The sequence below is a fragment of the Moritella sp. genome (assembly GCF_013215705.1).
Taxonomy (GTDB): Bacteria; Pseudomonadota; Gammaproteobacteria; order Enterobacterales; family Moritellaceae; genus Moritella.
The window spans coordinates 82,296-99,551 of the sequence record NZ_JABSQR010000008.1; the positions used below are offsets into that span (position 1 = coordinate 82,296).

Annotated in this window: 15 protein-coding genes; 10 read left to right on the top strand and 5 right to left on the bottom strand. The window is 39.8% G+C overall.

From position 1 onward, the window contains the following. Positions 1–14 precede the first annotated feature (14 nt). Positions 15–389 carry a DUF1853 family protein gene (locus HRT96_RS21930; protein WP_366931165.1) on the bottom strand — a complete coding sequence of 125 codons (375 nt, stop codon included), beginning with the start codon at positions 387–389 and terminating at the stop codon, positions 15–17. On the opposite strand from HRT96_RS21930, the gene HRT96_RS06235 reads away from it, so the two are divergent. Next, positions 388–1,149 (top strand): Nif3-like dinuclear metal center hexameric protein, encoded by a 762-nt coding sequence (locus HRT96_RS06235; RefSeq protein WP_293153808.1) that lies wholly within the window; start codon positions 388–390, stop codon positions 1,147–1,149. The two genes, HRT96_RS21930 and HRT96_RS06235, sit on opposite strands and share 2 nt — an antisense overlap. 164 nt (positions 1,150–1,313) lie before the next feature. Here HRT96_RS06235 and HRT96_RS21935 read toward each other — a convergent pair whose 3' ends face one another. Continuing rightward, the gene (locus HRT96_RS21935) at positions 1,314–1,451 is read right to left on the bottom strand and encodes a hypothetical protein (RefSeq protein ID WP_366931168.1); all 138 of its coding nucleotides are present in this window, start codon (positions 1,449–1,451) and stop codon (positions 1,314–1,316) included. Positions 1,452–1,914: 463 nt separating this feature from the next. On the opposite strand from HRT96_RS21935, the gene HRT96_RS06240 reads away from it, so the two are divergent. From HRT96_RS06240 to HRT96_RS06265, 6 genes are read left to right on the top strand one after another with little or no spacing between them, the layout of a single operon-like run. Next, positions 1,915–2,436, top strand: a complete 522-nt coding sequence (locus HRT96_RS06240) for an acyltransferase (protein ID WP_366931166.1) — start codon at positions 1,915–1,917, stop codon at positions 2,434–2,436. Then, positions 2,433–3,626: a glycosyltransferase gene (locus HRT96_RS06245; protein ID WP_293153811.1), complete on the top strand. Its 1,194-nt coding sequence runs from the start codon at positions 2,433–2,435 to the stop codon at positions 3,624–3,626. Before HRT96_RS06240 ends, HRT96_RS06245 begins: the two co-directional genes overlap by 4 nt. Before the next feature lie 21 nt (positions 3,627–3,647). Further along, entirely contained in the window at positions 3,648–4,133 is a 486-nt protein-coding gene (locus tag HRT96_RS06250) for a hypothetical protein (protein WP_293153813.1), read from the top strand. A 2-nt stretch (positions 4,134–4,135) separates the two neighbouring features. Next, positions 4,136–5,605, top strand: a complete 1,470-nt coding sequence (locus tag HRT96_RS06255) for a capsule biosynthesis protein (RefSeq protein ID WP_293153816.1) — start codon at positions 4,136–4,138, stop codon at positions 5,603–5,605. Further along, positions 5,589–6,650 (top strand): glycosyltransferase, encoded by a 1,062-nt coding sequence (locus HRT96_RS06260; RefSeq protein ID WP_293153819.1) that lies wholly within the window; start codon positions 5,589–5,591, stop codon positions 6,648–6,650. Before HRT96_RS06255 ends, HRT96_RS06260 begins: the two co-directional genes overlap by 17 nt. 2 nt (positions 6,651–6,652) lie before the next feature. Further along, positions 6,653–8,506: a sugar transferase gene (locus HRT96_RS06265; protein WP_293153822.1), complete on the top strand. Its 1,854-nt coding sequence runs from the start codon at positions 6,653–6,655 to the stop codon at positions 8,504–8,506. A 10-nt stretch (positions 8,507–8,516) separates the two neighbouring features. Here HRT96_RS06265 and HRT96_RS06270 read toward each other — a convergent pair whose 3' ends face one another. From HRT96_RS06270 to HRT96_RS06280, 3 genes are read right to left on the bottom strand one after another with little or no spacing between them, the layout of a single operon-like run. Beyond that, positions 8,517–9,683 (bottom strand): CsiV family protein, encoded by a 1,167-nt coding sequence (locus HRT96_RS06270; protein WP_293153825.1) that lies wholly within the window; start codon positions 9,681–9,683, stop codon positions 8,517–8,519. Then, positions 9,680–13,156, bottom strand: coding sequence for a transcription-repair coupling factor (mfd, locus tag HRT96_RS06275; protein ID WP_293153828.1), 3,477 nt, complete (start codon positions 13,154–13,156; stop codon positions 9,680–9,682). Before mfd ends, HRT96_RS06270 begins: the two co-directional genes overlap by 4 nt. 23 nt (positions 13,157–13,179) lie before the next feature. Next, complete coding sequence (locus HRT96_RS06280; RefSeq protein WP_293153831.1) at positions 13,180–13,788, bottom strand: hypothetical protein; 609 nt, start codon at positions 13,786–13,788, stop codon at positions 13,180–13,182. A gap of 215 nt (positions 13,789–14,003) precedes the next feature. Here HRT96_RS06280 and HRT96_RS06285 point away from each other — a divergent pair, with 215 nt between their 5' ends. The 3 genes from HRT96_RS06285 to lolE are packed head-to-tail and all read left to right on the top strand — an operon-like array spanning position 14,004 to position 17,189. Then, entirely contained in the window at positions 14,004–15,230 is a 1,227-nt protein-coding gene (locus HRT96_RS06285; RefSeq protein WP_293153834.1) for a lipoprotein-releasing ABC transporter permease subunit, read from the top strand. Beyond that, positions 15,223–15,942: a lipoprotein-releasing ABC transporter ATP-binding protein LolD gene (gene lolD / locus HRT96_RS06290; RefSeq protein ID WP_293153837.1), complete on the top strand. Its 720-nt coding sequence runs from the start codon at positions 15,223–15,225 to the stop codon at positions 15,940–15,942. The genes HRT96_RS06285 and lolD overlap by 8 nt, the downstream gene beginning before the upstream one ends. Then, complete coding sequence (gene lolE / locus HRT96_RS06295) at positions 15,942–17,189, top strand: lipoprotein-releasing ABC transporter permease subunit LolE (protein ID WP_293153840.1); 1,248 nt, start codon at positions 15,942–15,944, stop codon at positions 17,187–17,189. The genes lolD and lolE overlap by 1 nt, the downstream gene beginning before the upstream one ends. Positions 17,190–17,256 lie beyond the last annotated feature (67 nt).

Here is a 17,256-nt window from a genome sequence, read left to right on the forward strand (position 1 = left end):
GTATACATATTTCCCTAAAATGATGATGTGTTATTTTGGATTATCAGTAAAAAAAAGTGCCAAAGTTGTTCAAAATATAAACCCAACCTTGTAGCTGGTCGTATAAAATTAAGTAATGGCGCAGGTTCGATATCTAAAGCAAAGAGCCGCGGTAAGTAGTCAGTGTATTGTTGAGCTAACCAATCTGTTGAAATAAGGGCGTGACTATTTACGTTTACCATTGGAGGACTTGCAATCGACCATGCTAGAACACGTACTATCGGATGGTTAAAATTATAGTTATAGGTGTCTAAAATACTTTCTATCGGCATGTTATTTGCTTCAAGCTCCAACTTAACGTATACATATAACCTTAGATTAGGATTCAACAAATAACGAGGAGCGGGCATGGCCTCACTCAATAATAAAAAACTTGAAAATATTTTAACTGAATTTATGCAGCCACATCGTGTTCGTGATTTTACCGTTAACGGTATGCAGGTTCAGGGTAAAGATACTGTGACTAAAGTGATCACGGGTGTCACAGCATCTCAAGCATTAATTGACGCTGCAGTAGAGCAACAAGCTGATGCAATTTTGGTGCATCATGGGTATTTTTGGAAAAATGAATCACCAGCGATTACGGGGATTAAATATAACCGCATTAAAACACTGATCAAGCATGATATTAACTTGTATGCTTACCACCTGCCGTTAGATATACATCCTGAATTGGGTAACAATGTTGAATTGGCTAAGCTATTAGGTATTACGGTTCGTCGTGGTTTGGAACCGTGGGATAAAGCGAGTGTTGCTTTAGTGGGTAAATTTGAAGATGAGATCTCAACTGAGGAACTCACTCAACGTATCGAAACTCAACTTAACCGTGCGCCACTGGTTGTAGATGCTGGTAAACCGATAAAATCGGTGGCTTGGTGTACTGGTGGTGGTCAAAGTTATATTGAATTAGCGATTGAACAGGGCATTGATGCATTCATCAGTGGTGAAGCATCCGAACAGACAATTCATTTAGCGCGTGAAGCCGGTATGAGTTTTTTTGCTGCGGGCCATCATGCAACAGAACGTTATGGTATTAAAGCTCTTGGGGAGTGGCTAGCGGAAGAAAAAGGGCTGGACGTTACCTTTATTGATATCGACAACCCTGTTTAATTAGAAGGGTTTACTCATTAAATATATATTTGATGAGTAAACCACAATTCACTTATCAAATTAAAAATTCATCCCATTATCGTATTCAGAAATATGAATACTGAGTTTCAAGTCGGTTAAAATATTACTAAAACGACGTGATGCTAGTTGTTCGCACAATGCTCTTATATCACAAGCCAATGCTTGAGCTGGACATGCGACTTGGCGATAATATTATTGTGTTTTCGACAAAGCTGGCAAATCCATTTCCAGCGCGCATCAGTTGAACCATCATCCACGATAATGACTTCTATCTTTTCTATACGTTGTTACCAAATACGCTCGATTGCTCGAGGCAGAGAAGGAAGACAATTCTTATTTGGAATAATGACACTCATTGTTGGTTTCATATTCGCCCCTATTTTAATCATTACAAATCCTTTGTATTAATAGTTAGCTTAGTCGATTTAATTAGTAACTGTGGTGATGTTTTTCACATTTGGTGGCGGTTAATATGACATATTTTTATATCACATCTAACCCATTGTTTTTATATAGTCTAGGCTTGTTACATAGTTAACTGATTGCAAGGAATATACTTATATGGATATGCTTGGTTCATTTAAGTTGTGGTTAAAAAATGACGAAAGTGCGCTAGCCAAAACATGTTATCGTTGCATTCGTGGGGTTATGCATGTGTCTAGTCCCGTCATACCAATTCTCCATCCTTGTATGCTTAGAATCCATCTATTTATTACGTATTTATTCGCAAGTATATTGCGGATTATGTATTGGACACCGTTATTTAAAAGTCGCTTAATAACGAAACCGAGTAATTTATATTTATACTCAGGCATGCCACTAGTATTAGGGCATTTAACCATTGAAATGGGTGATAATTGCCGAGTTTCTGGCATATCAACATTAAGCGGGCGTAGTATGAATGGACAAGCATCACATCTGGTCATTGGTAATAATGTGGATATAAATTGGCAAAATAATATTGCTGTCGGTGGCAGTATTATTATTGAAGATAATGTCAGGTTAGCAGGACAAGTTTTTCTTGCTGGGTATCCTGGTCATCCAATTGATGCTCAAGAGCGTGCTGCAGGATTGCCTGACCATGAATCACAAGTCGGCGACATCATTCTAAAACGTAATGTTTGGCTTGCCACGGGTGTTAGTGTAATGGCTGGCGTCACTATCGGTGAAGGCACAATTGTAGCGGCAGGTAGTATCGTGACCAATGATTTACCCTCCGGTGTACTTGCTGCTGGCATACCCGCTAAGGTGATTAAATCGCTATGAACAATTGGCAATGGATTGTATTTGGTGAAGACTGGGGCCGTCACCCAAGTAGTACTCAACATTTGATGAAATGCATGACAAATAAGCATCAAGTGTATTGGGTTAACTCTATCGGTTTGAGACATCCGAGGTTGACGGATAGTAAACGTATTATTGAAAAGTTAAAACAGTTGTTTAATGCAACGACAAATGATTTTAATCATAATGAAACTCGGTTTGTTGCCGAGATTAAACCGTTAGAAATTCTAGCACCAGTGGCTGTACCTTGGCCAGGAAGCAATATTGCTTATGTGATCAATCGTTTGTTACTTACATACCAGACCCGCGCATTATTGGCTAAGCAAACAGTTAATAAAAGCTTACCGCGGATCTTATGGTTATCATTACCAACGGGCCGCTGTGTTATCGGAGCATTAGAAGAAGATATAGTTGTTTATTATGTTGGTGATGATTTTAGTGCGTTGCATGGCGTTGATCATAAACAAGTTAGAATTGAAGAGGATGAGTTAGTTAAATGTGCCGATGTTATCTTTGCTGCGAGTGAGAACATTGCACGTCAGTTTCCTCAGGATAAAACTTATTTGCTCCCGCATGGTGTTGACTTAAAATATTTCTCAACAGTCTGTGACTGCCCTGATAATTACCCTGATTCTGATCTGGTCGTTGGTTATTATGGCAGTATCACGAGTTGGTTAGATTTTGAATTAATTATTTTTCTTGCGAGTTCTAGACCTGATGTTACATTTTTATTTATTGGTCGAATTGATACTGCAGAGTGTCCAATTTTTGAATATGACAATATTATTCATCTGCCTGACATGGCACACGAACAGCTGATTCAATATGCTGCTAATTGGCAAGTATCTTTAATTCCATTTGTTGATAATAAACAGATTCAAGCATGTAACCCATTAAAATTAAGAGAGTACCTCGCCATTGGTCATCCAATTGTAAGTACTAAATATCCTGCGGTGATGGCATTTTCGGAATGTCTTTATATCGCTGAAAATCAGCAACAAATGTTAGCACAATTAAGTTCGGCATTAGCATTAACTAAGACAGAGTTAATACGATTAAAAGATAAATCACGGAAAATGGTTGAAAGTGCAACGTGGGAGGCTCGATGTGATTATGTTACGACGTTACTAACTGAAAAATTAGCGGTTAAATGCAGTATTGAATATAAATAATAAGGCTGCCGGGAAAATATTATGAACGGATTTATTCATTATAAACTTATACGAGTGCAATTATTGTTAATGCCATTGATGTTGCTGTATGGATGTGTAAATTCACCTACGGTTATACCAATGGCAATGCCTGGGATCGCATCAATATCAGCACTAGGTAAACCAGCAGTTGTAGAACCGAGGACGCTAAATTTTATTTTTGAGTACAAACAGATAGAACTGACGAGAGAACAGCGCAATCAATTACTGTCTCTATATGACTGGCAGCATGGTGCGATCATCAGTTACGGTAAAGTAAAATCTGCAAATGATTATATGGGGTTATCTATTGGGCATAAACGCGTACAAGCCGTTATTCAAGCTTTAGCAAAACACCAAGAGGTTATTAAAATTAGTTATGACCCAACATTAGTGGTTGATTCTATGTTGATTGAAGAGAAAATTGTGAAAGCAACACATGCAACAACCAATAAACCTGTAGGCTTAATCGAGAGTACTAGGTTGTAAGTATGGGTACCACTATATGGGGGAATATCTATCGATTTATCGAAATAATATGGCGTCGACGTTTTTATCTTGGCATTTCTATTCTATTTGCTGTAATGATTGCGTCGTTGATCAGTATTCTAACCCCTAAACGATACGACGCTCACACATCAATCTTGGTTCAGGAAAGCGCACTACTTAATCCATTTTTAGAAGATTTATCCGTGTCTTTTAACCTTGAGTTCCGAATGGTGGCTTTACGGGTATTATTACATAGTCGGCACATTCTATTTACCGTTGCAGAGCAGAATGAATTAATAGATAAAAACAGTGATTATCGAGCAAGAGATCTGATTGTAGAACAACTTTCTGACGCGATCACATTAACCTTGTCTGGTACGGACTTAGTTATTATATCGTTGAGTTGGGATGATCCAAGGGAAATGGAATCTATTTTAAGTTCAGTGAGCCAATTATTCATTGATAGTTTAATGGCGCCAAGTAGAGCTTCTATCGTTTCATCGGAAAAGTTTTTACTTACGCAGTTAGAATTGAGACGTGACAAATTAGTCACCGCAGAAGAAAAAATGGCAGCCTTCCGTCGCCAACATCTCGGTGTTTTACCTGAGTTATTTATTCAAAACAACCAGACATTGTTTTCAATTTATAGTGCAATTAGAGATAAAGATATTGAATTGTCAGGCGCTTATGGCCAGTTGAAAAGCTTGAAGTTGAAGTTGGCTCAAACTAATCCTGTAATCGGTATTGTCGAAGAACAAATAGTATCAGCAGAGGCAAAACTGTCATTATTAAAAGCCAGATATACCCGTAAACATTCTAAAGTACAATCCGTTGAATTACTGTTAAATAATCTTAAAAACGAACAAAACAAATTACTCAGTAAAAATGTTGAATTTACTGACGAACAGTTAAACCAGTTATGGAATCTTGCTTCAGTACCTGACAGTGGAAATGGTGAGAGCAAAGCCCCCTCATTATTACTGTCTCAGTTAGAAAACCTGCAAACGTCACAATCACGAGTCATTCAATTGGAAAATGAAATTGCAATGTTGCACCAACAATCGAAGCGTTTAACGAGTAACGTTGCAATGGAGGCTGATGTAGCTAAAGAGCTGAGTGCCCTAGAGCGTGATTTGATTGTGAATACAAAATTGTATCATGATCTACTAAATCGTCATGAAATGGCGAAAGTTACTGGTGAGTTAGGTCGGCATGAAGAACCTGAAAAAATAAAAGTGATCGACATGCCTTTCACTCCCGGTTATCCCACAAATCTGTCTTTATCTCTGTATATCGTTCTGGGCCTTATTGGCGGTATTGGCTGTGGTATTGGTCTGACTGTGGCTGCTGAATTATTAGATGATACGTTATGGCATATCAGAAATTTCAATGCATTTGATAATATAAATATCCTCGCGCGATTACCTTCGATTGATTATGAAAAGGACAGCGAAAATGAAAATAATGGTTGAAATAATTCAGCATCTAAAACCCGGTGGTATAGAGAAATTAGTTTTTGATATCATGCGTTTACAAAACTCTAATGTCGAAGTGTATATCGTTGCTCTCGAAGGTGAGAAGTCAGTTTGTTTGACTCACTGGCCGATATTGAAACGTTATCAAGAACGGTTAATATTTTTAGAAAAAAAGCCTGGATTTAAACTTGTAACAGTAAGGCGCTTACGTAAAGTATTAATGTCATTGGATACTAATATTATACATACGCATCATATCGGACCGTTACTTTATGGTGTAATGGCAACCTTAAGATTAACAAATATACAGCACATACATACAGAGCATGATGCGTGGCACTTACTTGATAATAAACAATTACAGATGACAAAGTTAATGTTGCGATTGAATCATATTACCTTAGTCGCTGATGCTGAGACTGTTGGAATACAGTTATCACAAGTACTAGGTCGAGGAGTCGTCCCTGTTACGATTTTAAATGGCATTGATACCGAAAAATTTTATCCCAGTCTAAATCACAAGCGTTATAAATATAGATCAAGGGTGTTCAAGATTGGCTGTGCAGCAAGATTGGTAACGGAAAAATCATTAGATATTTTGATTAAAGCGGTTGCCGATATACCTAATGTTGTGTTGTATATTGCTGGAGATGGCCCTGAAAAGCAAAACCTGACCAATTTAGTGCAGGAATTAGACCTATCAACTAAAGTTAAATTTATTGGTTATACAGATGATATGGTTGGATTTTATCATCAATTAGATTTATTTGTATTAACCTCATCTAATGAGGGACTACCGCTGTCAATTTTAGAAGCGCAATCTTGTAACGTGCCTGTTGTCTGTAGTGATGTGGGGGCTGTGCATGAAGGTGTATGCAAACAAACTGGGCATTTAATTAAACTAAATACTGTTAATGAATTTCACGTTGCGATCCAAGCGCAGATGAAACGTAGCACTGAGTATTATCCGCGCAATTTCATTACTAAGCACTTTGATATAAGAATGATGATTAAAGCCTATAATCAATTAATTAAGGAGTAGCTATGGATTGGCTTTTGTTTGGATCTATCGTATCGATCAATTTATTTATCTATCATCATTGGGTTTACCCTAAGTTTTTGCAGTACTATGCAACATCACGGCCTGCTGATGGCAGGGTTGATACATTTCAATCTCGGAATTACCTATCCAATGATGTAGATCGAGCTCTCCCTATGATCACTATTGTGATGCCTGTTTTTAACGAAGCTAAACATTTAGGCGCAAAACTCAGCAACTTATTAATGCTGGATTACCCTGCAGATAAGCTCAATGTGGTGCTCGGTTTTGATGGTTGTACTGATGATTCAGTTGCTATTGCGAAGGAGTATTTAAAACAATATCAATTGCATAATGTAAATCTTGAATTAGACATTGCTGAAGTTAATCACGGTAAGGTGCATGTTATAAATAAGCTATTGATGCGCTATAAGATGACATCAGATATTTTAGTATTAAGTGATGTGAGTGCATTAATTTCGATTGATGCCATGCAAATATTTGCATATCGCATGGCCGAGGAGGGGGTGGGTGTTGTCACCGGCGATTACCAACTTTATGATCATGGATCTAAAGGTGAGGCACATTATTGGAACTATCAACGTAATATTCGTCGAGCAGAGAGTATTACCGGTTCTATTATTGGCCCTTCGGGTGCGTTATATGCGATTAAAGCATCATTGTTCGAAGAGATCCCGGTTGATACCATTAATGATGATTTTGTTTTTCCAATGTTGTTAGTGAGCCGTGGTTATCGAGCTGTATGGGATGAGCGTATTTCGATTATTGAGATGGAAGCAACAAATGAAGCCGATGATTTTTCTCGTCGAACACGTATTGGTGCTGGCAATGTTCAACAAGTATTAAGATTACGCGGTTTGTTTTCATCTCAACACGGTTTGACTGGTTTTAATTTTTTCAGTGGTAAGTTTTTACGCACGTTAATGCCCTTTAACTTATTAGCTTTATTTATATTTACTGCTTTTTTAACAAACAGTAATTCAACGGTTATTGCCAATACAGCTTGGTTTTTGTGGCTAGGGCAATGCTGCCTGTATGGTGGCTCTGCGCTGGGATTATTGTTTGAGGCAGCACCAGTGAAGCAACCTTGGGCATCTTTGTATTATATAGCTGTTGGGTACATGGCTAGTTTTTATGGTGGTATCCGCTACATTTTTGGTTTAGATCGTGGTACTTGGATCAAGATTAATACCGAACAAGCAACATCTGATTTTCAGAAGAAAAGTGTGGTTATACCTAAGCGTTTTTCAGATATTGTTATATCAATCGTTGCGCTCGCTATTTTAATTCCTATTGTGCCATTTATTGCGTTGGCGATTAAATTCAACTCTGAAGGACCGATTTTTTATCGTCAACTTAGGGTCGGAGAAATTCGCAATGACTATGTTGAAATATTTATGCTTATAAAATTTAGGAGCATGGGTGTGGAGTGTGAGTCAAAATCGGGTCCTGTGTGGGCGCAGAAACAAGACTCAAGAGTGACATCGGTAGGACGATTTTTACGTAAAACGCGCATTGACGAATTACCGCAATTGATTAATGTGTTATTAGGAGATATGGCGATCGTAGGGCCAAGACCCGAACGACCAGTATTTTGTGGTAAATTAGAAGAGAAAATTCCTTATTACTTAGAGCGTACAAATGGTGTTAGGCCTGGTATCACAGGCTTAGCTCAAATATCACAAGGTGCAGATACATGCTTAGAAGATGTGCAAAATAAACTCTATTGGGATCATACATATGCTCTAAGCCTAACGAGTTTTACGCGTTGGATAAAAGCAGATGTGATGATCATATTAAGAACCTTTTTAACGATGGTGAAGTTTGAAGGTCATTAATAAGGCGTTATTACTTCGCTGTTTTCAATGTGGTATCTTTGGTCATTGGCTGCTCATATTTACGTATTTGAATGAGCATGCCAAACATAGGGTGGTCCAGGTAATGTATTTCACCACTTCGAATCACCCTCAGTTGCTGCATCGGATAACTATTCAAGAAAGGCACTGTTTTATCTTGAGGTTCGATAATGTTAGTTTCTTCAACCGTAACTTCCGCATTACTTAATACCACTCCGTTATGCTCAGCAGCTTTTGGCTCTAAATGAATACCTAATAATGCTAATAGGTCAATATTTTCAACATTAGTAGCTTGGTTTGATTCTTGTGATTCAGCTGCAATGCTTTCCTTCGCTGTTATGGTTTTAGTTCCTTCTTTACGCACAAATAGATTTGTTTTTGCATAAAGGTAATGCTCTAGATAAATGGTCAACTCACCGTCAATTTTCCAAACTGGTGCGGTTGGCTCTGCAAGTTCAGCAGATACATCTAATGCGCTGATTGGTGTAACAACAGGTTCTATTTGTTGGGTGATTACATCGCCATTTGGTTGATACTGTTGTTGATAATTGTGACCTGCAAACAAGCGAATAGGGACTGCTTCGTTGCGGTCTTTTGGCTGCATACGCCATGCTGAATGCAAAACAACATTATAATTAGCGTGATTGTTTAATGCTTTAAATTGCGCTGTAAGTTGTAATTCACTTGCAGGCACTATTTCGAGAGCTGGATCCTTAACGCTATCTTTTAAATTAGCACCATCGATAACCACATTTGTCGCTTTGATGATGTCCGCGTTTGTATCAACTGCTTGCACCACAGACTCGTCTCGATCAGCACCGAAAACAGGTAAAGTTTGGCTATCATCAATAATGGTTGGTTGTAGACCACTTGCCACGGTATTGCTTTCGTTGCCTAACGCTAGCGTATTGATGCCGTGTCTACTATTTGGAGTGATTAAATTATCGTCATTGATAAATAATGCCATCGGGTTCTTATTCGATTTCGAATAAGTTGGATATAAAGACTGGTCCCAATGTTCTGTTACTTTGGCTGGGTTGATATTTCGCTCGAATAAAATGACTTCGACTTCAAACCAACGTTCTTGATCTGCCGCACTCACTGCAAATGAACTGCCAACAGATAGACCTACTAATAAACTGATTAACGACTTTTTCAACGTTTAACTCCTGCAATCTTATTTTTTGCAAATTCAACTAGCATTGCTTCAGCTAGCTTAACTCGATCTTTTGCATCCGGTGATTTGATTGCAAACTTTAATTTTGATGGACCATCCATACTATAAACACGCGGCTGTTGCTGGATAAGACGGATAAGATAACCTACATCAACCTGATTATCATCACCAAAGCTAATATAGCCACCAGCGGGACCTATTTCAAGTCGTTTAATACCTAAAGGCTCTGCTAGTAATTTTAACTCGGTTTGACGGATCAAGTTTTTAGCATTGTCGGGCAATAATCCAAAACGATCAATGAGTTCTACTTGCAACTCACGTAACTGCTCTTCACTTTGACAACTTGCGATACGTTTATACAGTGATAAACGCATATTAACGTCGTGAATGTAATCATCCGGCAATAACGCGGGCACACGCAGTTCAATTTCGGTTTGATTTTTGAGGGCTTCTTCAAGCGAAACTGATTTTCCTTGTTTGATGCTTTTCACTGCCTGGTCGAGCATGTCCATATACAGCGCGAAACCAACAGAGGTTATTTGTCCACTTTGTTCATCACCTAATAGTTCACCAGCCCCACGGATCTCAAGATCGTGCGTTGCCAAGGTGAAACCTGCCCCTAGGACTTCTAGTGAGGCAATTGCTTCAAGACGTTTTTTAGCGTCGCTGGAGATACGCTTCGGATGTGGTGTTAGCAGGTATGCGTAGGCTTGGTGATGAGAACGCCCAACACGACCACGTAATTGATGAAGTTGTGCCAAACCGAGATTATCTGCGCGATCCATAATGATGGTATTCGCGCTGGGAATATCGATACCGGTTTCAATAATGGTAGTACAGACTAATACATTAAAACGCTGGTGATAGAAATCAGCCATAACCGATTCTAATTCACGCTCTGCCATTTGTCCGTGGGCGGCAACAATACGCGCCTCAGGTATCAGTTCTGCGAGTGCTTCTACGGTTTTGTCTATTGAATCGACATTGTTATGCAAGAAATAAACTTGGCCACCACGCATGATTTCACGCATGATCGCTTCTTTTACGATATTTTCGTCGTATTGGCGAACAAATGTTTTCACCGCTAAACGCTTCGCAGGTGGTGTGGCGATGATAGATAAATCACGCATGCCATTCATTGCCATGTTCAATGTTCTTGGAATCGGTGTTGCTGTTAAGGTTAAAATATCAATGTCCGCACGCAACGCTTTTACTTTTTCTTTTTGGCGCACCCCAAAGCGATGTTCTTCATCGATGACCAATAAACCGAGATCAGAATATTCAATCTTGTTACTGAGCAATTTATGTGTGCCGATGAGTAAATCAACTTTACCGTTTTTGACGTCAGCTAAAATCAACTTTTGCTCTTTCGCTGTTTTAAAGCGAGAGATCACTTCCACACGTACCGGCCAGTTCGCAAAACGATCTTTGAAGTTTTCGAAATGCTGCTGAGCAAGTAAGGTGGTCGGTACCAGTACGGCGACTTGCTTATCGTTCATCATTGCCATGAACGCGGCGCGCATTGCTACTTCTGTTTTGCCAAAGCCTACATCACCACACACCAGACGATCCATGGTTTTGTTTTGACGCATATCGTCCATGACGGCTTGAATTGCAGTTTTCTGATCGTCAGTTTCTTCAAACGGGAAACCATCGGCAAAGGCTGCGTACGATTCTTTATCGCATTTATATTGAAAACCGCTTTTAGCTGCCCGCTGTGCGTAGATATCTAATAATTCTGCCGCAACGTCTCGAACACGCTCCATTGCTTTGTTTTTCGATTTTACCCAGCTATCACTGCCTAGTTTATGCAGTGGTGCCGATGCTTCGCCTGCACCGCTATAACGACTGATCAGGTGTAGTGCTGAAACGGGAACATAAAGCTTTGCTGCATTAGCGTATTCCAGCGTTAAAAACTCAGTTTCCATGCCTGCATTAGTAATGATCTGTAGACCAAGATAACGGCCAACACCGTGTTCGATATGTACAACAGGTTGACCGATACTTAATTCGGTTAGGTTTCTGACTAGCGCATCGTTATTTGCTTGTATTTTTTTATCGGTGCGACGACGCTGGATGATCTTGTGACCAAGTAATTCGTTCTCACAAATAATGGCCACATTTAGTTCGTCAATAATAAAGCTGTTTTCACACTGACTAACCCAAATACCGATCACAGGTTTAGCTTTCAAAAACTTAGCGATACTGGTAATTGCTTTAGGCTTTAATTTAGTTTTTGCAAGTAGCTCTAACAGTGTTTCACGGCGACCTTCAGATTCAACACTAAAGATGATTTTACCGTCAAACCCTTCGATAAATTCTAGCAAGGGTGTTAGCGGCGCTTTTTTCTGATGGTTAATGGCTATTTCAGGTAACTTGCTAAAGCCTAGGTTGGTATTACCTGCTTTTTCATTTAGCAATTCGCTGCTTAAGCTGACTTTACTGTACTGGCCAAGTGCTTGGAATAGATCTGAAACAGGCAAATAAAGTGAGCTTGGTGTCAGTAATGGACGTTGAATATCATGGCGGCGATCTTCGTAGCGTTGTTCAACGTCTTGGAAGAACACTTCTGATGCTTGATGCAATTCACCTATTTGCGCAATGGTCAGTTGTTTAGGTAAATAATCAAATAACGTGGCAGTTTCAGTTAAGAATAATGGGTGATAGTACTCAATACCTGTAGGTAAGAAGCCTTTACTTACTTGCTGATAAATTGATTCAGCTTCACGCGATGGTGTGAACAATTCTCTGAACTGCTGACGGAATAATTCTATCGCTTTAGCATCCGTAGGAAATTCGTGAGCGGGTAATAAGTTAATCGCGTCAAGGATATCTTCCGAGCGTTGTGTCTCGGTATTAAAACCACGAATTTCTTCTACTTCATCATCAAAAAAGTCGATTCGAAACGGTGATGAACTGCCCATCGGATACAGATCAAGAATAGAACCGCGAGCAGAAAATTCACCGTGTTCTAGTACTTGGTCAACGGCATTATAACCACTGGTTTCTAACCGCTGGCGCATCGCGTGCATGTCAATCTTGTCGCCTGTTTTTACGATCAAGCTATGCTGGGCTAAGAAACTGACTGGCGCGATACGTTGCATCAAGGTATTTACCGATACAATAATCAACCCGTTGGTGGTTTGTTGGAAGCGGTGCAGAGCATGAATTCGTTGCGAGATAATATCTTGATGTGGAGAGAAGTTATCATACGGCAGCGTTTCCCAATCAGGGAATGTAATTAGCGGTTTGTCGTCGGCTAAAAAGTGCCGTACTTCTTGCTCAAGCTTTAATGCACTTGGGGTATCGGCAACAACCGCAAGGATAGGGGATTTGGTTTGTGAACATAGCTCTGCAAGTGTGAATGCGAGGCTACTGCCAACAAGGTTACCATAGGCGATCTTGTCGCCTTGTTTTTTTGGTAACGGTAAAGAAAGAATAGCTGTTGATTTCATAGTGGTCAGTAATCTAATCGTAATTATTGAGGGTTGTGTTGTTGATCATCATTTTTCAGATCGTGTTGTTGGCGTAGCTCGGCACGTTGTTTAAGCTGTAACTGCTGAATGCGTAAGGTTGCGCGGATCAATATTTCGCGGTCGATATCACGGATACGTGTATACGCAGCGGTGTACTCAATGAGGCTCTGATCTGTTTCTTGTACTTCACGTGCAGAGATGGTGCCATAGCAATAAATAGCTGAAGAGTCGTTCGGTAAAAATATCTTAATACGCACTGCTTGTTCTAAGGCTAAATCACCATGAGCTAAAAATTTGACCTCTCCGGCACCAAATTCTGAGGTGTCAAAGCGAGACTCTGGGTGATCTTGTTGTGCCAATACATAGCCCATGATCAAGTTTATTTTGTTGTTTTGCATCTGTAAGAAATCAGCAAGCGCGTCAGCTTGTTCACCGATATTGCGAATAGATCGCAGGGCAGAGCTGTCAATTTCAGCAACATCATTGGCCATTTTAAATGGGATTGGCATTTCGTTTTCGAGTGCCAATCTAGATGTTGGGACCTGATCAATAGAAACTGGTTCAATATTGACAGATAAACTGTGCTTAATAGAAAAATATTGTTGAGTCATTGCAGTCATCCTTTTCTAGATTGCTAACCTGTTATTGTGCCATATTAATTTATATTTATCTTGTTTAGTTTATGGTAGTCGCTTTTAAGACGCTGTTTTAAACCAGAATAACTAATCGGTCACAAGTTGAAGACAAAGCATGATTTTACTTGCTCATTAGTGGTCATGTCTCTAGAATGAATAGCAGTTTTTAGCAAGGACTTCTTACTCTATTTATGTATTACCCTCTAAGTTTATTTATCGGCTTGCGCTACACTCGCTCGAAGCGCAACAATCGATTTGTTTCATTTATTACCTTATTCTCGACCGCTGGCATCACTATCGGGGTATTAGCCTTGATCACGGTTTTATCGGTAATGAACGGTTTTGAGCAAGATTTGAAAACGCGTATTCTCGGTGCTGTGCCGCATGTCATCGTGACACCTAAATTAAGCTCGGATAATATTGATGAAAGTTTATCTGCTTTAGCTGACGATCCCTTAGTTGCCGCGGTTACACCGTTTTTACAAGCTGATGCAATGGTACAAAGTAAAAGCCAGATCCAAGGCGCACAGTTACAGGGAATAGACCCATCGTCCTATCCGCAATGGGACGTTATTCGTCAGAATATGCTGATCGGTGATATCTCATTACTGCAACCAGGTAAGTACAACATCATAATTGGCCGGAGCATGGCAAAGTCATTGAATGTTAAACTCGGCGATAAAATCAGACTTATTTCGACTAAAGGCAGTATTTTCACCCCGATGGGTCGAGTGCCGAGCCAACGTAAATTTACGGTGGTGGGAATTTATTCGGTTGGTTCTGATGTCGAAGCCACCCAGGTATTAGTGAATATCTCTGATGCGGGTAAATTGGTGCGCTTATCACGGTCAAGTCCAATGCAACATCGTGTTTTTGTACATGATCCGTTTTCGGTTAATGAACTAGCGAGTCGAGATTTCTTCAGTAACTTTGATTCGTTGGACTGGCAAACAACCCGTGGTGAATTATTCCAAGCCGTGAAAATGGAAAAGAACATGATAGGGTTATTGTTGTTCTTAATTATTACGGTGGCAGTATTTAACATCTTGTCATCGTTAGTCATGTTAGTGACGGAGAAAGAAACTGACGTTGCGATCATGAAAACCTTGGGCATGAATAGACCGACTATTGTGCAAATATTTGTTATCCAAGGCGCTTGGACCGGCGTATTGGGTGCAATTTCTGGCGGTATTATGGGCATTACTTTAGCAGCCAATCTCAATGAGTTTATGTCATTAATTGGACTCAACCTGTTAGCGCAAGCATCGGGTGGAGCCCGCTTATTACCTGTTTTATTTGATTGGTCGCAGATCGCATCAATTATTTTCGGTGCGATTGCATTAAGTCTACTCGCAACACTTTACCCTGCATTTAGAGCGGCAAATGTAAAACCTGCCGAGGCATTACGATATGAATAATCCTTTATTAGTTTGCAAAAATCTCGAAAAAGTTTACCAAGAAGGTAATCTTGATACCCACGTATTAAAACAAGTGTCGTTAACTGTCGAAAAAGGCGAGTTAATTGCGATTGTTGGCCGTTCTGGTTCTGGTAAAAGTACCTTGTTGCATTTGATGGGCGCGTTAGATATGCCGACTTCAGGTTCTGTATATCTTAATGGTGTCGATATTCATAGTATGTCAGAGAAACAACAAGCTGCAATGCGCAATCAGAATATGGGTTTTGTGTATCAATTTCATCACTTACTCAATGAGTTCACCGCGTTAGAAAATGTGTGCATGCCGCTATTAATAGCGGGTATGAAAGTGACGTTTGCTAAGCAAAAAGCCTTGGCTATGTTAGCGCGAGTGGGGCTATCCCATCGTGTTGAACATAAACCAAGTGAACTTTCTGGTGGTGAACGTCAACGTGTAGCGATTGCTCGTGCGTTAATTAATGAGCCGAATATCGTCTTTGCAGATGAACCCACCGGTAACCTAGATCAAAGCAGTGCGGACACTATTTTCAATTTGATAAAAGAGTTAAATGAAACGTGTGATACCGCCTTTATTATTGTTACTCATGATGAACAGCTAGCGAACCGATTAGGCCGTACTTTGCATATGGTTGATGGTGTATTGACCAATGATTGCGAAACAGTACAGGTAAATGCTGTGATGGAGGAAGTATAATGTTTCGTCCGTTAGCCGCTTATATCGGATTGAGATATACCTCGTCGAAGCGCCGTAATGGTTTTATTGCGTTTATCTCGGCGTCATCAACGATTGGCATTGCGTTAGGGGTGATGGTACTGATCATTGGTTTATCGGCAATGAATGGCTTTGAATATGAGCTTAAAAATCGGATCTTAGCGGTTGTGCCTAATGGTGAACTTGAAGGTGTGAGTCAACCGTTTGATGATTGGCCGCGCACACAGGATCAATTACTTGCGCATCCAGAAGTTGTCGGCGCCGCACCTTTTATTAAGCTTAATGGTTTATTGCAAAAAGGAAATGAACTAAAAGCGGTACAACTTCGTGCTGTTGACAGTGAGGCTGAAAAGCAAGTATCTGAAGTGTATCGTTATGTTGCAGAGGGAAGTTGGGATAGCTTAAGTGACCCAGCTAATAATAGAACCGTTGTAATTGGACGCGGTATTGCAAAAGAGTTGAATTTAGAACTTGGTGATCCGGTCACGGTATTATTATCACAGCAATCAGGTCGATCATTTAAGGCGCCACGTCGGTTCAGATTTACCGTCTCTGGCATCATTCATCTTAGTGGACAATTAGACAACAACCTTGCTTATATACCTTTAAGCGCAGCTCAAGATATTCAAGATAAAGCGTTTAAAGCAGATGGCATGAGTATTAAGGTAACAGACATTTTTTCTGCTAACCGCATTGTTCGCGAAGCGGGTAATCAGTTAGATCATTACTTGTATATTCGCAGCTGGATGACCAGTCAGGGCTTTTTATACCAAGATATACAGATGGTTAAAAGCTTGATGTACGTGATTTTGACATTAGTGATTGCCGTTGCCTGTTTTAACATTGTCACCACCTTGGTCATGGCTGTTAATGATAAGCGCGCTGACATTGCAATATTGAAAACCATGGGTGCATCAAATACGCTATTACGTTTAATTTTTATTGTACACGGTGGGATTAACGGTATTCTTGGTGTAGTTTCTGGTACGGTGCTAGGTATTTTGATTTCAGAGAATCTCACTGTGATTATCCAATTTATTGAAGGCTTGATCGGTCAGGAATTCTTATCCGGTGATATTTACTTTATTGACTTCTTACCGTCACAGCTAGCATTAAATGATGTGCTGGTGGTTGGTGGTGTTGCTATGATGATGAGTGTGATAGCGACCATTTATCCTGCGAATAAAGCGTGTTCGGTACAGCCTGCGCATGAATTAGGCAATAAATAACGCGATTCCTCGTCCATTCCTACAGATATAAAAAAGGCCACATCACTGATTAAGTGATGTGGCCTTC

Bases quoted from the DNA above. Each gene is read 5' to 3' on its own strand.
- HRT96_RS06255 (WP_293153816.1), top strand. From the start codon at position 4,136: ATGGGTACCACTATATGGGGGAATATCTATCGATTTATCGAAATAATA.
- HRT96_RS06240 (WP_366931166.1), top strand. From the start codon at position 1,915: ATGTATTGGACACCGTTATTTAAAAGTCGCTTAATAACGAAACCGAGT.
- HRT96_RS06235 (WP_293153808.1), top strand. From the start codon at position 388: ATGGCCTCACTCAATAATAAAAAACTTGAAAATATTTTAACTGAATTT.
- HRT96_RS06265 (WP_293153822.1), top strand. From the start codon at position 6,653: ATGGATTGGCTTTTGTTTGGATCTATCGTATCGATCAATTTATTTATC.
- HRT96_RS06280 (WP_293153831.1), bottom strand. From the start codon at position 13,788: ATGACTCAACAATATTTTTCTATTAAGCACAGTTTATCTGTCAATATT.
- HRT96_RS06285 (WP_293153834.1), top strand. From the start codon at position 14,004: ATGTATTACCCTCTAAGTTTATTTATCGGCTTGCGCTACACTCGCTCG.
- lolD (WP_293153837.1), top strand. From the start codon at position 15,223: ATGAATAATCCTTTATTAGTTTGCAAAAATCTCGAAAAAGTTTACCAA.
- HRT96_RS06260 (WP_293153819.1), top strand. From the start codon at position 5,589: ATGAAAATAATGGTTGAAATAATTCAGCATCTAAAACCCGGTGGTATA.
- mfd (WP_293153828.1), bottom strand. From the start codon at position 13,156: ATGAAATCAACAGCTATTCTTTCTTTACCGTTACCAAAAAAACAAGGC.
- HRT96_RS21930 (WP_366931165.1), bottom strand. From the start codon at position 389: ATGCCCGCTCCTCGTTATTTGTTGAATCCTAATCTAAGGTTATATGTA.
- HRT96_RS06245 (WP_293153811.1), top strand. From the start codon at position 2,433: ATGAACAATTGGCAATGGATTGTATTTGGTGAAGACTGGGGCCGTCAC.
- HRT96_RS06250 (WP_293153813.1), top strand. From the start codon at position 3,648: ATGAACGGATTTATTCATTATAAACTTATACGAGTGCAATTATTGTTA.
- lolE (WP_293153840.1), top strand. From the start codon at position 15,942: ATGTTTCGTCCGTTAGCCGCTTATATCGGATTGAGATATACCTCGTCG.